Below are 17649 nucleotides of genomic sequence, written 5' to 3' on the forward strand. Positions count from 1 at the left end.
AGAAAGCGCTATTGCTGCCGTCCTATCCCTGCCGCCTGGCCATGAAGGCCAGGCGCTCGAACAGATGCACGTCCTGCTCGTTCTTCAGCAGCGCGCCATGCAGTTTCGGCAGCGCGTTCTTGGGGTCGGCGCGCAGATCTTCCGGCGCGATGTCGTCGGCGACCAGCAGACGGATCCAGTCGAGCGCCTCGGAGGTCGACGGCTTCTTCTTCAGCCCCGGCACCTCGCGGATCTCGTAGAACTGGGTGAGCGCGGCCCGCACAAGGTTCTGCTTGATGCCGGGATAATGAACGTCGACGATCCGGTGCAGCGTCTCGATGTCGGGGAAGCGGATATAATGGAAGAAGCAGCGGCGCAGGAAGGCGTCCGGCAATTCCTTCTCGTTGTTCGAGGTGATGATGACGATCGGTCGAAATTCGGCACGGATGGTCTCGCCGGTCTCGTAGACGAAGAACTCCATCCGATCGAGCTCCTGCAGCAGATCGTTGGGGAACTCGATGTCGGCCTTGTCGATCTCGTCGATCAAAAGCACGACCTTCTTCTGCGCCGCGAAGGCGTCCCAGAGCTTGCCGCGCTTGATGTAGTTCCCGATGTCGCTGAAACGGTCGTCGCCGAGCTGGCTGTCGCGCAGCCGCGAGACGGCGTCATACTCATAAAGGCCCTGCTGCGCCCTGGTGGTCGACTTGACGTTCCATTCGATGAAATCGAGATCGAGCGCCGCCGCCACCTGGCGGGCGAGTTCCGTCTTGCCGGTACCCGGCTCGCCCTTGACCAGCAACGGTCGCTCCAGCGCGATCGCAGCGTTGACCGCCACCATCAGATCCTTGTCGGCGACATAGGCTGCGGTGCCTTCGAAGCGCATTTTTTCTCCTGATCGTTCGGCCGCGACCGTAAGGACGCCGCCCGGCCTGTGCAAGGCATAGCAACGCCGCAAGGTGCCTGACGCAAATTTTGCCGGCGTTCGGCCGGCTGTCCTTCTGGCGCTCGGCCAGCCGTCGGCCTATATTGGCGCCGGCGGTCTGCGCTTCCCGGCAGGAGAAACTTATCCCCGGGGCCTTATCGATCCTTAGGGAGCTGTCCCTGGGAAGACCCGTGGGTTTTCTCACACGGCGCCCACCTACTTTGTAGGCACCCGGGATCGACCTCTCCACCGGTTGTGTGGATCGTCACTCTCCCGATTTCGGCTACGCATGCGCACATTTCCAAGCGGCTGGTCTTTGATAGCGGGCATGGCGGCTTGGCGCATGCATTGTCTAATGTAGCGCTGGTCGACCCCCACTCCGTCTCGGCTTCGCCGAGCCACCTCTCCCCCGATCGACGGGGTAGAGGAAAGGCGCCAGGCTTTTTACCGTCAACGCTCTTCCAGCAACGCTCCCTTCCTTTCCCTCCGGAGGGGGGAAAGGTGGCGCTGCGAAGCAGCGACGGATTGGGGGAACCACGTGGCAATCAAGCCTCCAGCCCGATCAGTCACGCCAGTCACAGAAGATGTGCATAGTAGCCCGATCTCGGGAGACTTGCGCCTGCTCTCTGTTTTGACGCAATTCCGGTCGGAATAGCGCTGCGCACTTTCCTGGAATTACGCTAGAAAACGTCGTTCCTGCAACGCCGTCCAAGCTCGACCTTTTCTAGCGTCCGCCTATGACCTCATCCAAAGACCTGAAAAGACAGCTTCGCAAGGACGCGCTGGCGCGCCGCGATGCGCTCGATGAATTCTGGCGGGTGGAGATCGCGCTCGAAATGGCCGAGACCGCGAAGGCCGAGATCGCCGTCGAGCCGGGCCAAATCGTCTCCGGCTTCTGGCCGATGCGCTCCGAGGTCGACGTGCGGCCGCTGATGTTCGTGCTGCGCGAAAAGGGAGCCAGGCTCTGCCTGCCGGCGATCCTCGACAAGACCACGATCGTGTTCCGCGAGCTGGTGCACGGCGCGCCGATGGTCGAGATGGGCTTCGGCACGGTCGGGCCGCATGAGGAGGCCGAAGTGCTCGACCCCTCGCTGATGCTGGTGCCGCTTGCCGCCTTCGACGCGCGCGGCCACCGCGTCGGCTACGGCGCCGGCTATTACGACCGGGCGATCGCCAGGCTGGCCGACAAGGGGCTGACGCCCCGGCTGATCGGCATTGCCTTCGACTGCCAGGAAGTTGCGATGGTGCCGGAAGAGAACCACGACGTGATCATCCCGGAAATACTCACCGAGAGCGGGTTGCGCCGGTTCGCGCCTCGATTGTAGAAAAGCGTTTGAAAAACGCATGATCTTTTGCGGAAAGTCATGCAGCTTTTGCTTGTCGGACTTTCGGCGCAGGATCGTATGAGACTTCTCTTCCTCGGCGACATGGTCGGAAAAACTGGACGCACGGCGGTGTGGGAACAGCTGCCGGGCTTGATCTCCGACTTCAAGCTCGACTTCGTCATCGTCAATGGCGAGAACGCCGCCGGCGGTTTCGGCATCACCGAAGAGATATTTCGCGAGACGCTGGCGGCGGGCGCCGACGTCGTCACCACCGGCAACCATGTCTGGGACCAGCGCGACGCGCTGATCTTCGCGCCGCGCGAGGAGCGCTTCCTGCGCCCCTCCAATTTCCCCAAGGGCACGCCGGGACGCGGCTCGGGCGTCTATATCGCCAGGAACGGCGCGCGGGTGCTGGTCGCCAACATCATGGGGCGCGTCTTCATGCATCCCGAGCTCGACGATCCGTTCCAGGCCGGCGAGCGCGAGCTTTCCGCCTGTCCGCTTGGCGAGCAGGCGGATGCGGCGGTCATCGATTTCCACGCCGAGGCGACGTCGGAAAAGATGTGTTTCGCGCATTTCGTCGACGGCCGCGCCAGCCTGGTGGTCGGCACGCACACGCACCAGCCGACCGCCGATCACCAGATCCTCAATGGCGGTACCGCCTATATCTCGGATGCCGGCATGTGCGGCGACTACGATTCCTCGCTCGGCATGGACAAGGAAGAGCCGCTCAACCGCTTCCTTTCGAAAGTGCCGAAGGGCCGGTTCGAGGCGGCGAGCGGGCCGGCGACGCTCTGTGGCATCGGCGTCGAGATCTCCGATCGCACGGGTCTTGCCGAGAAGATCGCGCCGTTTCGTCGCGGTCCGCGGCTGGAGGAAACGGCGCCGTCCTTCTGGTCGTGACATTGATATGAGGACCTCAAGCACCTAACTCCCGCGGAACTCGCCGAAAACCTGCTTCAGATCGTAGAGGGGACGACCTCCATGCAGCTTGTCGAATTCCTGGCGCCGCACTTCGCCTTCGTTTCCGATCCAACCGCGTGGGTCGCGCTGCTGACGCTGGTGGTGCTGGAGGTGGTGCTCGGCATCGACAATCTGATCTTCATCTCGATCCTCACCAACAAGCTGCCGGAAGCGCAGCGCGCCCGCGCGCGCAGGCTGGGCATCTCGGCGGCGCTGGTGATGCGCCTCATCCTGCTCGCCACCATCTCGATCATCGTGCAACTGACGACGCCGGTGTTCACGGCGTTCGGGCACGGCTTTTCCTGGCGCGACCTGATCCTGATCGCCGGCGGCCTGTTCCTGGTCTGGAAGGCGACCAAGGAAATCCACCACACGGTCGACCCGCAGGATCATCAGGATACGATGGTTGGGGGTGCGCTGCAGATGAGCCTTGCCGGCGCGATCTTCCAGATCCTTTTGCTCGACCTCGTCTTCTCGATCGATTCCATCATCACCGCCGTCGGTATGACCGACGAGATCGCCATCATGTATATCGCGGTGATCGTGGCGGTGAGCGCGATGATGCTGGCGGCGACGCCGCTTGCCAATTTCATCGCCAGGAACCCCAGCATCGTCATGCTGGCACTGGGTTTCCTGTTGATGATCGGCATGACGCTGATCGCCGACGGCATGGGCTACCACGTGCCCAAGGGCTACATTTATGCCGCCATGGGATTTTCCGCCCTGGTCGAGGGCCTCAACATGCTGGCCCGGCACCGCAAGAAGCAGAGGTCGGGCAGCGGGCACTGATGCTGGCACACCTTCGTCATTCTAGGGCGGAGCGACGCGAAGCGGAGCGCAGACCCTAGAATCCATGCCGTTACCCACGCCGAATAATGCGGCGGAGCAGAATTGTGTTACGGCTGAAGGTCAGCTGTCGGATTTTTTGGCGTTTCATCTCGAGACGCGGCGAAACGTCGGCGTCACGGCATGGATGCTAGGGTCTGCGCGCGTCGCTTCGCTCCTTGCTCCGCCCTAGCATGACGAATTCATTTTAGGCCCTTGGGACGGCGGTCGCCGATCAGGCCGAACATCAGCCCCTGTTCCAGCCACGCCTTGGCGCCGGCCAGCACCAGCGAGAAGCCGCCGGTGGATTCGATCGCCTGCTGCACCTGCTGGTCGCCGGAGCCCGCGAAGCCGAAATTGCTAACTTCGAGAAAGGTCGTGTCGCCGGGCATCTGGGTGAAAGTCCAGACGACGGTGGTCGGCGGCTCGCTCCATTGCATGACGATCTTTTGGTTGGGAACGATCTCGCTGACCTCGACCTTGGTCGAAACGCCATACATGCGCCACTCCCATTGAACCGTCTTGCCCGCGTCCAGCCGGCCGCTGGAATGGGTGAACCAGAACTTCGTGGTGATCGTCGGATCGACAATCGCCGCGAAAACGTCGGCGACGGGCCGGCGGATCAGCATGCCGGCTTCGGCGATGGGGCTCTCTTTGAGTTCCATGGCGTTCTCCCAATTTCGCATCAGGGCAGGTTGATCTGCCAGGAAACGCCGAAGCGGTCGTTGAGCCAGGCGAAACGGCGGCTGAAGCCGTAATTGCCGGGCGGCATCAGGAATCCGCCGTCCTTGGCCAGCGCTTCGACGATGCGCTCCAGTTCCTCTTCGGAGGAACAGTCGACGAAGAACGAGACCGATGGCGTGAAGGTGAAGGCGTGATGCACCGGGCTATTGAAGATCATGACCTCCGTGCCGCCGATCGATGCGCGCGCCAGCTTGACGGTTCCCTCGGGCCCGTCCTCGCCTGGACCGTAGCGCGTGACGTCGACGACGCGGCTCTGCGGAATGGTCTCGCAATAGAAGGCCATGGCCTCCTCGGCCTTAGCTTCGAACATCAGGAATGGCGTTACCTTCATGGCAGTCCTCCCGTCGCTCAGTTCTTGCGGCTCAGATGTTGGTCTCGTTGGCCGGCTCGCCCTTCATCTCGGCGCGATAGTAGCCGTCGCGCAGGTTGATGCCGTATTCGAGATAGGCCTTCATGCACGCCAGCATCTGCGACCAGCCCTCGCAATTGAGGTAGGACTTCTTCAGGCCGACCTCGCCTTCGCGCCAGCCGGCTTCGGCGATGGTGACGAAGGTCCCGCCGTCATCCAATGGCTCGAAATTCATCTCGATGCGGGTCTTGTAGGCTGGCTTGCCTTCGGCGTCGGTCGCATCCCAGCGCAGCACGATGCGTTTGTCCTTGGTCACCTCGTCGACCTCGACCGGAACCGTCTTCCACCAGGTCACGGTGGTGCCGGCTACCAATGGGGCGGAGGCGCCGCCGATGGTGGTGAAATAGCCGCTGAGCTTCGTCGGATTGACGACCGCGTCGAAGACCTCGGCGACCGGTTTGCCGATTCGCCCGGAAATCCTGAATCCAAGAGACATATCCACAGCTCCTTCCTTGATCGCCCAAACGATATGTTATAGAAATATAACATGTCAAGCCAAACCGCAGACGACCATGTTTTCAAGGCCTTGGCGCATCCGCGCCGGCGCGAACTGCTGGACCGGTTGAAGGATCAGCCGCAGACCACCGGCGCGCTCTGCGAGGCTTTCCCGGACATGGACCGCTGCACGGTGATGATGCATCTCAAAGTGCTCGAAGAGGCCGATCTGGTCGTGGCGAAGCGCGAGGGGCGCGAACGCTGGAACCATCTCAACGCTTTGCCGATCAAGCAGATCCACGACCGCTGGATCAGCCAGTATGCCAGTCACGCCATCAGCATCCTCGACCGGCTCAAGTCGGACTTGGGGGGATGACACAGTCCTCACGCGACTGGCTTCATCGCCGGCTCAATGGCGCGGCTGGACGAATTGAGCCGATTTATCTATAAGCCGGCCATTCCGACAGAGAGCGCCGCGTGCCTTCGCAGGCATAGCTCAGACGTTCTGAAAATTTGAATTCGAGCATTTTGCCGATGCCGGGTGATCGCGCCCGGCCGAAAAATGCTCTAGCCGAACACGACAGGGGTGCCATGGCTGGCCATTCGCAATTTAAGAACATCATGCACCGCAAGGGCCGCCAGGACGCGGTGCGGTCGAAAATGTTTTCCAAGCTGGCGCGCGAAATCACCGTCGCGGCCAAGACCGGCACGCCGGACCCGGCGATGAACCCGCGGCTGCGCCTTGCGGTGCAGAACGCCAAGGCGGTCTCGATGCCGAAGGACAACATCCAGCGCGCCATCAACAAGGCCTCCGCCGGCGACGCCGAAAACTACGAAGCGGTGCGCTATGAGGGCTACGGCCCCGGCGGCGTGGCGCTGATCGTCGAAGTGCTGACCGACAATCGCAACCGCTCGGCGTCCAACGTGCGCGCCGCCTTCACCAAGGCCGGCGGAGCTCTCGGCGAAACCGGCTCGGTGTCCTTCATGTGGGACCGCATCGGCGAGATCTACTATCCGGCTTCGGCCGGCAGCGCCGACAAGGTCATGGAAGCGGCGATCGAGGCCGGCGCCGACGACGTCGAGTCCGACGAAGAAGGCCACACCATCTATTGCAGCTTCGAAAATCTCGGCGACGTGTCGAAGTCGCTGGAAGCCGCGCTCGGCGAGGCGGAATCGGTGAAGCCGATCTGGCGGCCGCAGAACAACGTCCCGGTCGACGAAGAGCGGGCGCAATCGCTGATGAAGCTGGTCGCCACCCTCGAGGACGATGACGACGTGCAGAGCGTCTACGCCAATTTCGAGGTCGACGACGAGACGATGGCCAAGCTCAGCGCGGCTTGAGTCGGCCACGCGATCCAATATGAGCGAGAAGCCGCTTCCGACCATCCGCATCACCTACTGCACGCAATGCCTGTGGCTGTTGCGTGCCGGCTGGATGGCGCAGGAATTGCTGTCGACCTTCGGCACGGATCTTGGCGAGGTGACGCTGGTGCCAGGCACCGGCGGCATCTTCACCATCACCTGCGACGATCAGCTTATCTGGGAACGCAAGCGCGACGGCGGCTTTCCGGATGCAGCAAAGCTGAAGCAACTGGTGCGAGACGTCATCGACCCGGACCGCGACCTCGGTCATGCGGACCGCAAAACGCACAAGAAGACAGACCCCGCCTGAGGCGGGGTCTTTGCATTGCGGAATACTGTCTTCAGATCAGCGCCAAAATGAAGCATGCCATCGCGACGATGGCAGTGACGGTGCGGACATGGTTCCACATCACCCATTGGCTCAGATGTTTCGCCCACACGGCGGCGCCGTTGGCGCTCTCCGGATCGACCGCAGCGAGCGCATCGTTGAGAGGCACGTTGAAGACCATGGTCACGATCGGGTTGCCGATAAGATAGATCACGGCGCCGGCAAGCAACCAGTACGAACCAGGCTGGCTCCAGCCCATAATGGCGGCGGCGATAAGCACCAGACAGATCAGGCCGGTGCCGAACAGCGCCGTCATGAAAGTCGGCGTGATCACCGTGACGTTGATCGAATTCATCGCCGCGATGCCGCTTGGCACGGGCAGCCGGGCAAGCGCCGCCATGACGAAATTCGAGAATGCGAAGAAGACGCCGCCGACAACGCCGGAGCCGATCGCGGCAATGAAGGTGAGGGTGGGAAGAAATTTCATCATGTCGGTTGCTCCAGATTTGTCGACGATAAAACATGAGTAACTCTCACATTTGCAAAACGTGATAAACCCTCATATCTTGCGAGTCAAGCCAGTTTCGAAAAACCGCCCCGGAGTGAGTCATGGATGACAAAGTCGCCGCGAAGACCGATCAGGATGCCATCGCTTCGCCGCGCCGGTCGCCGAGCCAGCAGCGCAGCCGCGAGCGGGTCGAGCGCATGCTTGCCGCCGCCTCGGCGCTGATCGCCGAGCAAGGCAGCGACGCCATGCGCATGGGTGAGGTGGCGGAAAGGGCAGGTGTCTCGATCGGCTCGCTCTACCAGTTCTTTCCGGACAAGCGGGCGATCGTCTGGGCGCTTGCCGAGCGCTACACCGCCGAAAGCCAGGCCTGCATTGCGGCGGCGCTGAAGGATGTCGGCGACGCCGAAGGGCTCGGCCAAGCGTTTTCGGAACTGGTCGACATCTACTACCGCCTGTTCCTGGCCGAGCCGGTGATGCGCGACATCTGGTCAGGCACGCAGGCCGACAAGGCGCTGCGCGAGCTCGAGCTCGCCGACAGCCGCGCCAATGCCGAATTTTTGGTGGCGGTGTTGAAGCGGCTCAGGCCCGATGCCGATCCGGTCGAGCTGGAGACGACCGCGTTCCTCGTCTGGCAAACGGGCGAAACCGCCATGCGGCTGGCGATCTCCGTCGATCGGGAAGAAGGCGACAGACTGGTCGCGGCCTACAAGCGCATGGCGCTGAGGGAACTGTTGGCTGAATAGGATCTTCCCACCCTCCCCCCGTGGGGAGGGTCGCTGCGAAACAGCGGGGAGGGGGCGGCGCCAGACCCCACCCGGACCTTCGGTCCGACCTCCCCACAGGGCCTAGAAGGGGAGGTAGGGGCAAGCGAATGCAACAAAAAACCCGCCTCGAGGCGGGTTTTTGATCTGCGACAAAGCGGAGATGAGCTTAGAGGCCGAAACCTTCGAAGCGCTTCTTGAACTTGGACAGGCGGCCGCCGCGGTCGAGCAGGGTCTGCTGGCCGCCGGTCCAGGCCGGATGCGTGGTCGGGTCGATGTCGAGGTTCATCGTGTCACCTTCCTTGCCCCAGGTCGAACGGGTCAGGTATTCGGTGCCATCGGTCATGACGACCTTGATGGTGTGGTAGTCGGGATGGATATCGGCCTTCATTGTCGTGTTTCCTGGCTGCTGGCGCTGGTGACGGGCCTATGGCCTGCGTCGATGCGCCCCCTTTCAAAACTCGAAGCCGCAGCTAATGAAAAGCCACGGCTTCTAAAACGGTCGGCGAGCCTATACATCAGCCGGAATTGAATCACAAGGCCGCGGCAAGCGCATATATTGAAGCGATGGCCGGCAAGCGGCCAGAGGAAACGCTCATGGCGGATATCGGTGTCAGTGGAGACGCGCGCAGGCGCTCGATCCGGCCGCTCAGAAGCCTTTTTCCCTACATCACCCGCTACCGGAAACTGGCGGTCGGCGCGATCATCTCGCTGATCGTGGCGGCGGCGACGACGCTGGCGCTGCCGATGGCCGTGCGGCGCATGATCGATCACGGCTTCCAGGCGGCCGGCTCCACCTTCATCGCCGAGTATTTCGCCGCGCTGGTTCTGATGGCGGCGCTGCTCGCGGCAGCCTCGGCCAGCCGCTACTATTTCGTCATCACGCTCGGCGAGCGCGTCGTCGCCGACATCCGCCGCGACGTCTTTTCGCATCTCACGACGCTCTCGCCGGCCTTTTTCGATCGCGCGCAGTCCGGCGAGATCGTGTCGCGGCTTGCCGCCGACACAACGCAGGTGAAATCGGCGGTCGGCGCCACCGCCTCTGTCGCGCTGCGCAACCTCATCCTCGGCCTTGGCGCCGTGGCGATGATGGTCTTCACCAGCCCAAAACTTTCCGGCCTCGTCATCGCCGCCATTCCGCTGATCGTGCTGCCGCTGGTCGCCTTCGGCCGCTCGGTGCGGCGCAAGTCGCGCCTGGCGCAGGATACGCTGGCCGAAGCCACCGCCTATGCCAGCGAGCAAATCGGCGCCGTGCGCACGCTGCAGGCCTTCACCAACGAGAAGCTGGTCACCGGGCGCTTCTCGGCCGCCGTGGAGGCTGCCTTCGAGGCGGCGCGCACCTCGGTCTTCGCGCGCTCCTTCCTAACCTTCTTCGCCATCTTCATGATCTTTTCCTCGGTGGTGGCGGTGCTCTGGTTCGGCTCGCGCGACGTGCTTGCCGGCACGATGTCGGCCGGCACGCTCGGCCAGTTCCTGCTCTATTCGGTGTTCGCCGCCGGCGCGCTCGGCGCGCTGTCGGAGGTTTGGAGCGAGCTGTCGCAGGCGGCGGGCGCCGCCGAGCGGTTGACCGAGATCCTGGCCGAGAAGCCCGCCATCCAGTCGCCCGTCGATCCGCTGCCGCTGCCGGCCAAGGCCAAGGGCGCGATCAGCTTCGACGAGGTCTCCTTCTCCTATCCGGCGCGGCCGGACCGGGCAGCGGTGCATGGCCTGAGCTTCCAAGTGAAGCCGGGCGAAACGGTTGCGATCGTCGGACCGTCGGGCGCGGGAAAAAGCACCGTCTTCTCGCTGATCCTGCGCTTCTACGATCCCGAAAGCGGCCGCATCGTCATCGACGGCGTCGACGTGCGCGAGGCCGATCCGGCAGCAATCCGCGAGCGCATCGCCATCGTGCCGCAGGACGTCACCATCTTCGCGGCAAGTGCTGGCGACAATATCGGCTTCGGCCGGCCGGGCGCCGGCGACGCCGAGATCGAAGCGGCTGCGAAGGCCGCCCTTGCCGACGAATTCATCGGCAAGCTCGAAAAGGGCTATGACAGCCAGGTCGGCGAGCGCGGCGTGACCTTGTCGGGCGGCCAGCGCCAGCGCATCGCGATCGCCCGCGCCATCCTGCGCGACGCGCCGATCCTCCTGCTCGACGAGGCGACCTCGGCGCTCGACGCCGAAAGCGAGACGCTGGTGCAGACGGCGCTCGAGCGGCTGATGCGCGGCCGCACCACCATCGTCATCGCCCATCGGCTGGCGACGGTGCTCAAGGCCGATCGGATCCTCGTCATGGAAGGCGGACGCATCGTCGAGGAAGGCACGCACCAAAGCCTCGTCGCCAAGGGTGGCACCTATGCGCGGCTCGCCAAGCTGCAGTTCGAGACCGGGGCCAGCGCCTTCCGGGGCGCGGCGGAATAAAAGAGCGTCAGCCGGCTCGCCAATCCGCCAGCAGCACAACGCTGCCAAACTGCGCGGCCTTGGCAACGTGGCGCTGGTCAGCGGTGACAAAAGTGCCGCCGCGTTCAAGTGCCATCGCGTGATAGATACTGTCAAAGAGAGTAGGATAACCGTTGCCGGGTGCGGCTGACGTCGCGATTTTTTCTGCTGTTGCCAAGTCCTGCGTGGTCGGTTCTTCGATCACCAGCCCCAGTTCCCGGAATTGATCGAAAAGCTGGCCAATCACGGTCAGCGGCAATTCGACATGCAAAGCGGCTGAAAGAGCCTCATACAACACCACCGACGGAGCGAGAAAGCCCTGTCCCTGCTCCAGCATATGATCCACCAAGCTGCGCGCCGCCTCGCTGTCGTCTTCTTGCTTAAAAAGCTTCACGAAAACCGAGGCATCGACGACGATCATTCCTTACTGCCCCGGAGAACATCGAGTGGGCGGCCATCCCATTTCATGCGCTGGGCGCGCAGAAAATCGGTGGTACTTTCGCTTTTCGGGCTGGAATTGCGCGGCAATTCATCCAGCATTCTTTTAAGACGGGTCACGGCAACTGCGCGCAATGCCTGATCGATTGCCTTTTCAACGAAGCGCGACCTTTCGCTTTTCGGCACTTCGTCTTCAAGCCGGCTCTTTATGTCCGCGGCGATGGAAAAGGTGGCGCGTTCTTTCGAAGCTGAAACTCCCACGGTCTACTCCTTGTTCATACGAAGATGTATGCTTTCGGAGTATGAAAATCAACTTCCGCTCTCGGCGTTAACCGTAGCGCCTACGCAGGTGCTCGGTGAAGTAGGCGGCGTTGAGCCGCTCGCCGGTGGCGCGCTCGAGCAGCTCCGGCGTCGACCAGCGCGAGCCATGCGACCAGATCCTGTCCCGCCGCCACTCGTTGATCGCGCTGAAGTCGCCTTTGGCGAGATCCTGGTCCGCGGACGGGTGCTGCCTGGTCAGGGTCGCCCATTGCTGCGCCGCCATCATGGCGCCAAGCGTGTAGGACGGGAAATAGCCGAAGGCTGCACCAGGCCAGTGGACGTCCTGCATCGGTCCGTCGGCCGGGTTGTCGATGGTCGACAGGCCGAGATAGTCGCGCATCTTGGCGTCCCATGCCTCGGGCAGGTCGACGGCTTCCAACCGGCCGGAAACAAGCTCCTGCTCGAGCTCGTAGCGCAGGATGACATGCAGCGGATAGGTGACCTCGTCGGCATCGACGCGGATCAGGCCGCGTTCGACATGGTGGACATGCGGCAGGATGTCGTCGAGGGACCAGGCTTCGCCGAGATGTTTTTCGACCACCGGCAAGGCCCAGCGCCAGAAGGCCGGGTTGCGGCCGATCTGCTTTTCGACGAACAGGCTCTGGCTCTCGTGCACGGCCATGCCGCGCGCCTTGCCGAGTGGCCAATGCGACCAGATCTTCGGCAGGTTCTGCTCGTAGAGGGCGTGGCCGGTCTCGTGCAGCACACCCATCAGCGCCGACAGGAAATCCGAGGTCTTGTAGCGGGTGGTGATGCGCACATCGGTCGGCACGCCGCCACAGAAGGGATGGTGCGACACCGACAGCGAGCCGTGGGTCAGGTCGAAGCCGACTGCGGCCATCATGGCAAGGCCGAGCTCGCGCTGCCGCTCGACGGCGTAGCTGCCGGAGAGCGGTTTTAGCGGATGCTTCGCCAGCCGCGCGTCCTGCACGGCCAGCGCATGCGGCAGGAAGTCCTTGAGGAAGGCCTTCAGCTCGGCAAACACCGGCGTGATGTCGGCGGCGCGATTGCCGGGGTCGTACTGCTCCATCAGCGCATCATAGGGGGCGAGGCCGAGCGCGTCGGCGCGCAGCGCCGCCTCCTCCCGCACCAGCGCCACCACCCCTTCCAGCGCCGGCAGAAAGCCCGCCCAGTCGTTCTTGGCGCGCAGGTCGCGCCAGAGCTGCTCGGAGCGCATGCGCGCCGTCGTCTGGCGCTCGACGAATTCGACCGGCAGGCAGGTGAGATTGGTGTATTGCCGGCGCAGTTCCCGGACTGCCGCCTGCTGCTCGTCGTTCAGCGGCTCGGCTTCGGCGGCGGCGATCCAGTCGCCGATCTCCGGCGCGGTCGCCTGGGCGTGCAGCATGCCGGCCAGCACCGACGTCGCCTCGGCGCGCTTCTCGCCGCCGCCGACCGCCATATGGGTCGCCTCGTCGGCGCCGAGGATGGCCAGCGCATGCTCCAGCGCTTCGAGCTTGTGGCCGAGTTGATCGAGTTTTTGGAAGGACATGATGGATTCCGGCTCAAATTGGCTGGCGCGAAAAGATACCAACGCATCGAGCTTGGCAACCCTGATCGGTCGGCGGCAGAGCCGCCGGTCTTGCCTCGGGACGGCGCTGCGTGATCAATGCCGGGAACAAACGACTGGAGAGGACAATGGCCGGCAATATACTGACCGGGCTGGTGGCGCTGATCCACTGCTATATCGTCTATCTGGAGATGATGCTGTGGGACACGCCACGCGGCCACAAGGCGTTCAAGCTGACGCCTGAATTCGCCAGCGCATCCAAGGTGCTCGCCGCCAATCAGGGGCTCTACAACGGCTTTCTCGCGGCGGGCCTGATCTGGGGGCTCTATCTCGGCGCCGACGGATTGCAGATCAAGATATTCTTCCTGCTTTGCGTCGCCATTGCCGGCCTCTACGGGGCGGCGACCGTCGGCCGGAAGATCCTGTTCATCCAGACGGTGCCGGCGGTGCTTGCCATCATGGCGCTTTGGCTCGGCCTCTGATCAACTAAGGACGTGAGCGAAAAGGGCGCCCTCGGGCTAGAGCGCGTCGCCCTGAAACGGATTCAGGCGACGCGCTTCAAATCTTGTTTTGATGCATGTCGTCCGCCCAAGACCGCTGCGCGCTTTTGGGCGGACATGCATTGCAGCATCTCTCCAAGAGATATGCGCAACGGCCCCAGGGCGCCGAAAGACGCGCGGGGCCGTTGCGACAAAGTTCCTGCAATGGACGGGTTCACCCGTTCGGATAATATCCGGCGTCTGCGCCGTTGCCGATGAGGAAGTTGCTGCCCGTGGCATTGCGCAGGCTCTGGCTCACATCATCGAGTTGTGCCACCAGCTGCTGGTACTCTGCCGCCGGTATCGAGCCATGTCCCTCGGCAGCCTCTCTTTGCGCGACCCGGCTGATGTGGACAGCCTGCCGGTGAAGGTCGCGGGCCTCGTCCGACTTGATCTTATCCGCCTGCCGCGCGGCCGTGATGCCTTGATCCACGCTCTGCGCCTGGTCGATCAGGCCTGCCGTGCGCGGGGTGTAGAAGCCGGCCGATGCGGCGTAGGCGCCGGCAAACGGAACGGCGACGAGAAGCGCGGCGAGCGCCGCGGTCCTGGGTATCTTGAAAGAGCGCATGGCTGCGTCTCCCTCTTGCTGGGGAAGGCAGCGCCGGAACGACCTGCCTTCCGACCCGGGCCGTCCGGTTCCGTCGCGTCGCGATGTGGGAGGCACCGCCGGCGGTCCCCGGCCCATGTAGATTACCTAGGCACGGCACCCCGCCAAGTGGAATTAAAAAACGGTAATGTTTCGCGGCCTTGTCACGCGTGCGTCGGGCCCTAAAACGCGGCTGCACGATCAAGCCGCACGCGCGGAAGGGCTTTCCGGCAACCGCTCAGCGTTCGGTGAGCTTCAGCTCGATACGGCGGTTCTTGCTGCGTGCCTCGTCCGTATCGGAGGGATCGAGCGGCTGGAATTCGCCGAAGCCGGCGGCGACCAGCCGGTTGGCCGGCACGCCGTTCTCGATCAGGAACTTCACCACCGAGGTCGCGCGCGCCGTCGAAAGCTCCCAGTTGTCGTGATAACGGCCGGTGCCGGACAGCGGCTTGTTGTCGGTATGGCCGTCGACGCGCAGCACCCAGCTGATCTCGGGCGGGATTTCCTTCTGCAGTTCGATGATGGCGTCGGCGAGCTTCTTCATCTCGACCTTGCCGGCATCGTTGATCACGTCGGAGCCGGTGGGAAACAGCACCTCCGACTGGAAGACGAAGCGGTCGCCGACGATGCGGATGTTCTCGCGGTCGGCGAGGATCTCGCGCAGCCGGCCGAAGAAATCGGAGCGGTAACGGTTGAGTTCCTGGACACGCTGCGCAAGCGCCACGTTCAGGCGGCGGCCGAGATCGGCGATCTTGGTGTTGGATTCGCGGTCGCGCTGCTCGGAGACGTTGAGTGCGTCCTCGAGCGCCGCGATCTGCTTGCGAAGTGCTGCGATCTGCTGGTTGAGGATCTCGACTTGGCTCAGCGCCTGCTGGCTGATCTGGCGCTGGTTGCTGAGCTCGCCGGACAATGCTTCCGCGCGCTTGTTAGCGGCGTCACCGGCACCGGCGCCTTGGTCCAGCAATTGCTGAAGCCGGCTCTTTTCGGCTTCCGCCGCCGACAGCGAGGCCTGCAGGTTGGCGAGCGTGTCTTCCTTGTCCTGGCTGTTCGAGCGCTCCAGCGCGAGCAGCTGCGTCAGCTCGTTGATCTGCGAGTTGAGGCGGTTGAGCACCGTGTCCTTGCCGGAAATCTCGCGACTGAGCAGGAACTGCGCCAGCACGAACACCGTGAGCAGGAACATGATCGCCAGCAGCAGCGTCGACAGCGCGTCGACGAAACCCGGCCAATAGTCGATGCGGCGATCGGCGCGCCGTCTTGCCAGCGCCACGTCAGTGGACCCCTTGCTTCTTCAGCGCGTCGGCGATCTTTTCCAGCGTGTTACGCATGGCCTTCTGCTCGTCGGACTGCGCCTCGACCCAGTCGCGCATGATCTGCTGCTCGGAGCGCATGTTCTTGACCAGGCCGGAAATGCCGTCGGCGAGGTTGGCCATGGCGGTGGCGACGCGCGGGTTGGAGCCGCCGCCGTTCTCCTGCAGGCTGCGCAGCCTTTCCGACAGCAGCCTGATTTCTTCCGACGGCTCGGCGCGGGCCTGATCGGAGACGACGATGTCGGACGACAGGTCGGTGACCGAGGACAGCCAGTTCTCGAGCTCGGTGTAGAAGCGGGTCTGGGCGCGGCCGGCCTGCAGGTCGAGGAAGCCGAGCACCAGCGAGCCGGAGAGGCCGAACAACGAGGACGAGAAGGCCGTGCCCATGCCCGCAAGCGGCGCCGACAAACCCTGCTTCAGCGCATCGAGAACGGCGGCGGCGTCGCCGCTGCCGGGATCGAGCGCTTCGATGGTTTCGCGGATCGAGGCAATCGTGTTGAGCAGGCCCCAGAAGGTGCCGAGCAGGCCGAGGAACACCAACAGGCCGACGAGATAGCGCGAGGTGTCGCGGCTTTCGTCGAGGCGGGTGGCGATGGAATCGAGCATCGTGCGCATCGAGCTCGTCGAGAAGGCGATCGTCGACGAACGGCCGATCATCGCTTTCATCGGCGCCAAAAGCACCGGCTCGGTGGTCTCGGAGCCGGCGCGGAAAGAATTGACCCAGCGCACTTCACGGAACAGCCGGCCGACCTGGACGAAGGCAAGCAGAATGCCGACGGCAAGCACGCCGATGATCAGGCCGTTGAGGCCGGGATTGCTGGAGAAGGCGGTCGAGATCTGGCGGGTGAGGATGGCGGCGATAAAGGCGACGATGATCAGGAAGATCACCATGGTGAGCAGGAAGACCTGCGGGCTCGATAGCTTGTGCGGATCGTAGACCAGGACATCCGAGCGCCTGCCGAAGGATCTGAGAAAAGCCATCCGTGCCCCGTTTCCGATGCCACCGCCGCGAATTTGCGCGACTCTAAACGGAATTGTGACCAAATTGAATGGCGCTTTGCAATATCGCCGTCGCCGCCTCGTTTTGGAGCAATTCCGGACGAAAGGCCACGGCGAACGCGCCGGACCTAACCGCTTCACGCTTTTCCTGGAATTGCTCTTGGTCTCAGAACCGGCTGATGACCAGGCAGTCGACCATGGCGGCCAGATGCAGCCCGGCGCCAGTGACGACGAAGCCGTGCCAGACGGCATTGTGGAAGCGCAGGCCCTTCCAGGCGAAGAAGACGACGCCCAGGGAATAGACGATGCCGCCGGCGACCAGCAGCACGATGGAGGCTGTCGGCAGCGTCGCGACCAGCGGCCCGGCGAGCACGACGCCGCTCCAGCCGATGGCGAGATAGAAGACGATCGCCAGCCGGTCGTAGCGGCCGGGCAGGAACATCTTGATCGCGATGCCCATCGCCGCCGCGGCCCAGACAACGACGATCATCGGAAGGACCAGCGACGAGGCTTTGAGCTGGGCGAGGAAGGGCGTGTAGGTGGCGGCGATCAAAAGATAGATCGCGGCGTGATCGAAGCGGCGCAATATCCATTTCGCCGGCCACGATATCGGCCACAGATTGTAGGCCAGCGATACCGAAAGCACGGTGAGCAGGGACACCACGTAGAAGATCGCGGCGACATATTCCCCAGGACCTGAGTGAAAGGCGGCTAAAGCCAGGAAGGCTGAGCCGGCGGCGATCGCCAGCACGATGCCGACGGCATGGACGATGCCGTCGGCGATCATCTCGGCGCGCGAGTAGTGCCAGCGGCCCACGAAGGGGATTTCGATCTGGGTTTGTGGCCGCGCGTCGTTCATGAATGATCCCGGAGCCCCTCATCTGGGCGATCGCGGATCAGTATTTCAACGTTCGGTGGCGGTTTTGCGACTACTGCGCCGCGCGTCGTTTCGACGCGCAAAGGACGCTGTAGC

At 63.4% G+C, this 17649-nt stretch carries 22 protein-coding genes and 1 other RNA gene; 10 read left to right on the plus strand and 13 right to left on the minus strand.

The window, feature by feature from the left end:
* Nucleotides 1-22: 22 nt before the first annotated feature.
* Entirely contained in the window at nucleotides 23-862 is an 840-nt protein-coding gene (locus tag QAZ47_RS07710) for a MoxR family ATPase (protein ID WP_278232831.1), read from the minus strand.
* A 151-nt stretch (nucleotides 863-1013) separates the two neighbouring features.
* On the opposite strand from QAZ47_RS07710, the gene ssrS reads away from it, so the two are divergent.
* The 4 genes from ssrS (at nucleotide 1014) to QAZ47_RS07730 (ending at nucleotide 3978) form a co-directional block, all read left to right on the plus strand.
* Nucleotides 1014-1169: non-coding RNA, 6S RNA (gene ssrS / locus QAZ47_RS07715), on the plus strand.
* Between the two features lie 469 nt (nucleotides 1170-1638).
* Nucleotides 1639-2226 carry a 5-formyltetrahydrofolate cyclo-ligase gene (locus QAZ47_RS07720; RefSeq protein ID WP_278232832.1) on the plus strand — a complete coding sequence of 196 codons (588 nt, stop codon included), beginning with the start codon at nucleotides 1639-1641 and terminating at the stop codon, nucleotides 2224-2226.
* 78 nt (nucleotides 2227-2304) lie between these two features.
* Complete coding sequence (locus tag QAZ47_RS07725; protein WP_278206096.1) at nucleotides 2305-3129, plus strand: YmdB family metallophosphoesterase; 825 nt, start codon at nucleotides 2305-2307, stop codon at nucleotides 3127-3129.
* A gap of 81 nt (nucleotides 3130-3210) precedes the next feature.
* Nucleotides 3211-3978, plus strand: a complete 768-nt coding sequence (locus tag QAZ47_RS07730; RefSeq protein WP_278232833.1) for a TerC family protein — start codon at nucleotides 3211-3213, stop codon at nucleotides 3976-3978.
* Between the two features lie 239 nt (nucleotides 3979-4217).
* Here the strand turns inward: QAZ47_RS07730 and QAZ47_RS07735 are convergent, their stop codons facing one another.
* From QAZ47_RS07735 to QAZ47_RS07745, 3 genes are read right to left on the minus strand one after another with little or no spacing between them, the layout of a single operon-like run.
* Entirely contained in the window at nucleotides 4218-4679 is a 462-nt protein-coding gene (locus tag QAZ47_RS07735) for an SRPBCC family protein (RefSeq protein WP_278232834.1), read from the minus strand.
* A gap of 20 nt (nucleotides 4680-4699) precedes the next feature.
* On the minus strand, nucleotides 4700-5089 hold the full coding sequence (locus tag QAZ47_RS07740) for a VOC family protein (RefSeq protein WP_278232835.1): 390 nt from the start codon (nucleotides 5087-5089) through the stop codon (nucleotides 4700-4702).
* A 31-nt stretch (nucleotides 5090-5120) separates the two neighbouring features.
* Nucleotides 5121-5603, minus strand: a complete 483-nt coding sequence (locus tag QAZ47_RS07745; RefSeq protein ID WP_278077793.1) for an SRPBCC domain-containing protein — start codon at nucleotides 5601-5603, stop codon at nucleotides 5121-5123.
* A gap of 51 nt (nucleotides 5604-5654) precedes the next feature.
* On the opposite strand from QAZ47_RS07745, the gene QAZ47_RS07750 reads away from it, so the two are divergent.
* From QAZ47_RS07750 to QAZ47_RS07760, 3 genes are all read left to right on the plus strand, one after another.
* Nucleotides 5655-5978: a helix-turn-helix domain-containing protein gene (locus QAZ47_RS07750; protein ID WP_278232836.1), complete on the plus strand. Its 324-nt coding sequence runs from the start codon at nucleotides 5655-5657 to the stop codon at nucleotides 5976-5978.
* A 215-nt stretch (nucleotides 5979-6193) separates the two neighbouring features.
* A complete protein-coding gene (locus tag QAZ47_RS07755; RefSeq protein ID WP_278077795.1) occupies nucleotides 6194-6943 on the plus strand; it encodes a YebC/PmpR family DNA-binding transcriptional regulator in 750 nt (249 codons plus the stop codon).
* 19 nt (nucleotides 6944-6962) lie between these two features.
* Nucleotides 6963-7274, plus strand: coding sequence for a SelT/SelW/SelH family protein (locus tag QAZ47_RS07760; protein ID WP_278206100.1), 312 nt, complete (start codon nucleotides 6963-6965; stop codon nucleotides 7272-7274).
* Nucleotides 7275-7305: 31 nt separating this feature from the next.
* On the opposite strand, the gene QAZ47_RS07765 is transcribed toward QAZ47_RS07760, so the two are convergent.
* Nucleotides 7306-7782: a DUF1772 domain-containing protein gene (locus QAZ47_RS07765; RefSeq protein WP_278232837.1), complete on the minus strand. Its 477-nt coding sequence runs from the start codon at nucleotides 7780-7782 to the stop codon at nucleotides 7306-7308.
* A gap of 119 nt (nucleotides 7783-7901) precedes the next feature.
* On the opposite strand from QAZ47_RS07765, the gene QAZ47_RS07770 reads away from it, so the two are divergent.
* Nucleotides 7902-8543: a TetR/AcrR family transcriptional regulator gene (locus tag QAZ47_RS07770; RefSeq protein ID WP_278232838.1), complete on the plus strand. Its 642-nt coding sequence runs from the start codon at nucleotides 7902-7904 to the stop codon at nucleotides 8541-8543.
* A gap of 187 nt (nucleotides 8544-8730) precedes the next feature.
* On the opposite strand, the gene rpmE is transcribed toward QAZ47_RS07770, so the two are convergent.
* A complete protein-coding gene (gene rpmE / locus QAZ47_RS07775; RefSeq protein ID WP_040974396.1) occupies nucleotides 8731-8952 on the minus strand; it encodes a 50S ribosomal protein L31 in 222 nt (73 codons plus the stop codon).
* A 206-nt stretch (nucleotides 8953-9158) separates the two neighbouring features.
* Here rpmE and QAZ47_RS07780 point away from each other — a divergent pair, with 206 nt between their 5' ends.
* Nucleotides 9159-10961, plus strand: coding sequence for an ABC transporter transmembrane domain-containing protein (locus tag QAZ47_RS07780; protein ID WP_278232839.1), 1803 nt, complete (start codon nucleotides 9159-9161; stop codon nucleotides 10959-10961).
* Between the two features lie 7 nt (nucleotides 10962-10968).
* Here QAZ47_RS07780 and QAZ47_RS07785 read toward each other — a convergent pair whose 3' ends face one another.
* From QAZ47_RS07785 to QAZ47_RS07795, 3 genes are all read right to left on the minus strand, one after another.
* Complete coding sequence (locus QAZ47_RS07785) at nucleotides 10969-11400, minus strand: type II toxin-antitoxin system VapC family toxin (protein ID WP_278232840.1); 432 nt, start codon at nucleotides 11398-11400, stop codon at nucleotides 10969-10971.
* A complete protein-coding gene (locus tag QAZ47_RS07790; protein WP_278232841.1) occupies nucleotides 11397-11678 on the minus strand; it encodes a hypothetical protein in 282 nt (93 codons plus the stop codon). The genes QAZ47_RS07785 and QAZ47_RS07790 overlap by 4 nt, the downstream gene beginning before the upstream one ends.
* Nucleotides 11679-11745: 67 nt before the next feature.
* Nucleotides 11746-13227 carry a carboxypeptidase M32 gene (locus tag QAZ47_RS07795; RefSeq protein ID WP_278232842.1) on the minus strand — a complete coding sequence of 494 codons (1482 nt, stop codon included), beginning with the start codon at nucleotides 13225-13227 and terminating at the stop codon, nucleotides 11746-11748.
* 146 nt (nucleotides 13228-13373) lie between these two features.
* Between QAZ47_RS07795 and QAZ47_RS07800 the strand changes: the two genes are divergently transcribed.
* The gene (locus QAZ47_RS07800; protein WP_278206105.1) at nucleotides 13374-13727 is read left to right on the plus strand and encodes a DUF1304 domain-containing protein; all 354 of its coding nucleotides are present in this window, start codon (nucleotides 13374-13376) and stop codon (nucleotides 13725-13727) included.
* A 232-nt stretch (nucleotides 13728-13959) separates the two neighbouring features.
* Here QAZ47_RS07800 and QAZ47_RS07805 read toward each other — a convergent pair whose 3' ends face one another.
* The 4 genes from QAZ47_RS07805 to QAZ47_RS07820 all read right to left on the minus strand — a co-directional run bounded on the left by QAZ47_RS07805 (nucleotide 13960) and on the right by QAZ47_RS07820 (nucleotide 17535).
* The gene (locus QAZ47_RS07805) at nucleotides 13960-14352 is read right to left on the minus strand and encodes a hypothetical protein (protein WP_278232843.1); all 393 of its coding nucleotides are present in this window, start codon (nucleotides 14350-14352) and stop codon (nucleotides 13960-13962) included.
* 256 nt (nucleotides 14353-14608) lie between these two features.
* Nucleotides 14609-15637 (minus strand): peptidoglycan -binding protein, encoded by a 1029-nt coding sequence (locus QAZ47_RS07810; RefSeq protein WP_278076211.1) that lies wholly within the window; start codon nucleotides 15635-15637, stop codon nucleotides 14609-14611.
* Between the two features lies 1 nt (nucleotide 15638).
* Nucleotides 15639-16658 carry a MotA/TolQ/ExbB proton channel family protein gene (locus tag QAZ47_RS07815; RefSeq protein ID WP_278076212.1) on the minus strand — a complete coding sequence of 340 codons (1020 nt, stop codon included), beginning with the start codon at nucleotides 16656-16658 and terminating at the stop codon, nucleotides 15639-15641.
* A 184-nt stretch (nucleotides 16659-16842) separates the two neighbouring features.
* The gene (locus tag QAZ47_RS07820; protein ID WP_278232844.1) at nucleotides 16843-17535 is read right to left on the minus strand and encodes a hemolysin III family protein; all 693 of its coding nucleotides are present in this window, start codon (nucleotides 17533-17535) and stop codon (nucleotides 16843-16845) included.
* Nucleotides 17536-17649: the final 114 nt, after the last annotated feature.

This window comes from Mesorhizobium sp. WSM4904 (assembly GCF_029674545.1).
Taxonomy (GTDB): Bacteria; Pseudomonadota; Alphaproteobacteria; order Rhizobiales; family Rhizobiaceae; genus Mesorhizobium.

Excerpts from the sequence above, each read along its gene's own strand:
- QAZ47_RS07710 (WP_278232831.1), bottom strand. The coding sequence starts at position 862 with ATGCGCTTCGAAGGCACCGCAGCCTATGTCGCCGACAAGGATCTGATG.
- QAZ47_RS07765 (WP_278232837.1), bottom strand. The coding sequence starts at position 7,782 with ATGATGAAATTTCTTCCCACCCTCACCTTCATTGCCGCGATCGGCTCC.
- QAZ47_RS07745 (WP_278077793.1), bottom strand. The coding sequence starts at position 5,603 with ATGTCTCTTGGATTCAGGATTTCCGGGCGAATCGGCAAACCGGTCGCC.
- QAZ47_RS07805 (WP_278232843.1), bottom strand. The coding sequence starts at position 14,352 with ATGCGCTCTTTCAAGATACCCAGGACCGCGGCGCTCGCCGCGCTTCTC.
- QAZ47_RS07800 (WP_278206105.1), top strand. The coding sequence starts at position 13,374 with ATGGCCGGCAATATACTGACCGGGCTGGTGGCGCTGATCCACTGCTAT.
- QAZ47_RS07755 (WP_278077795.1), top strand. The coding sequence starts at position 6,194 with ATGGCTGGCCATTCGCAATTTAAGAACATCATGCACCGCAAGGGCCGC.
- QAZ47_RS07750 (WP_278232836.1), top strand. The coding sequence starts at position 5,655 with ATGTCAAGCCAAACCGCAGACGACCATGTTTTCAAGGCCTTGGCGCAT.
- QAZ47_RS07730 (WP_278232833.1), top strand. The coding sequence starts at position 3,211 with ATGCAGCTTGTCGAATTCCTGGCGCCGCACTTCGCCTTCGTTTCCGAT.
- QAZ47_RS07785 (WP_278232840.1), bottom strand. The coding sequence starts at position 11,400 with ATGATCGTCGTCGATGCCTCGGTTTTCGTGAAGCTTTTTAAGCAAGAA.
- QAZ47_RS07795 (WP_278232842.1), bottom strand. The coding sequence starts at position 13,227 with ATGTCCTTCCAAAAACTCGATCAACTCGGCCACAAGCTCGAAGCGCTG.
- rpmE (WP_040974396.1), bottom strand. The coding sequence starts at position 8,952 with ATGAAGGCCGATATCCATCCCGACTACCACACCATCAAGGTCGTCATG.
- QAZ47_RS07770 (WP_278232838.1), top strand. The coding sequence starts at position 7,902 with ATGGATGACAAAGTCGCCGCGAAGACCGATCAGGATGCCATCGCTTCG.
- QAZ47_RS07760 (WP_278206100.1), top strand. The coding sequence starts at position 6,963 with ATGAGCGAGAAGCCGCTTCCGACCATCCGCATCACCTACTGCACGCAA.
- QAZ47_RS07740 (WP_278232835.1), bottom strand. The coding sequence starts at position 5,089 with ATGAAGGTAACGCCATTCCTGATGTTCGAAGCTAAGGCCGAGGAGGCC.
- QAZ47_RS07815 (WP_278076212.1), bottom strand. The coding sequence starts at position 16,658 with ATGGCTTTTCTCAGATCCTTCGGCAGGCGCTCGGATGTCCTGGTCTAC.
- QAZ47_RS07720 (WP_278232832.1), top strand. The coding sequence starts at position 1,639 with ATGACCTCATCCAAAGACCTGAAAAGACAGCTTCGCAAGGACGCGCTG.
- QAZ47_RS07725 (WP_278206096.1), top strand. The coding sequence starts at position 2,305 with ATGAGACTTCTCTTCCTCGGCGACATGGTCGGAAAAACTGGACGCACG.
- QAZ47_RS07820 (WP_278232844.1), bottom strand. The coding sequence starts at position 17,535 with ATGAACGACGCGCGGCCACAAACCCAGATCGAAATCCCCTTCGTGGGC.
- QAZ47_RS07735 (WP_278232834.1), bottom strand. The coding sequence starts at position 4,679 with ATGGAACTCAAAGAGAGCCCCATCGCCGAAGCCGGCATGCTGATCCGC.
- QAZ47_RS07780 (WP_278232839.1), top strand. The coding sequence starts at position 9,159 with ATGGCGGATATCGGTGTCAGTGGAGACGCGCGCAGGCGCTCGATCCGG.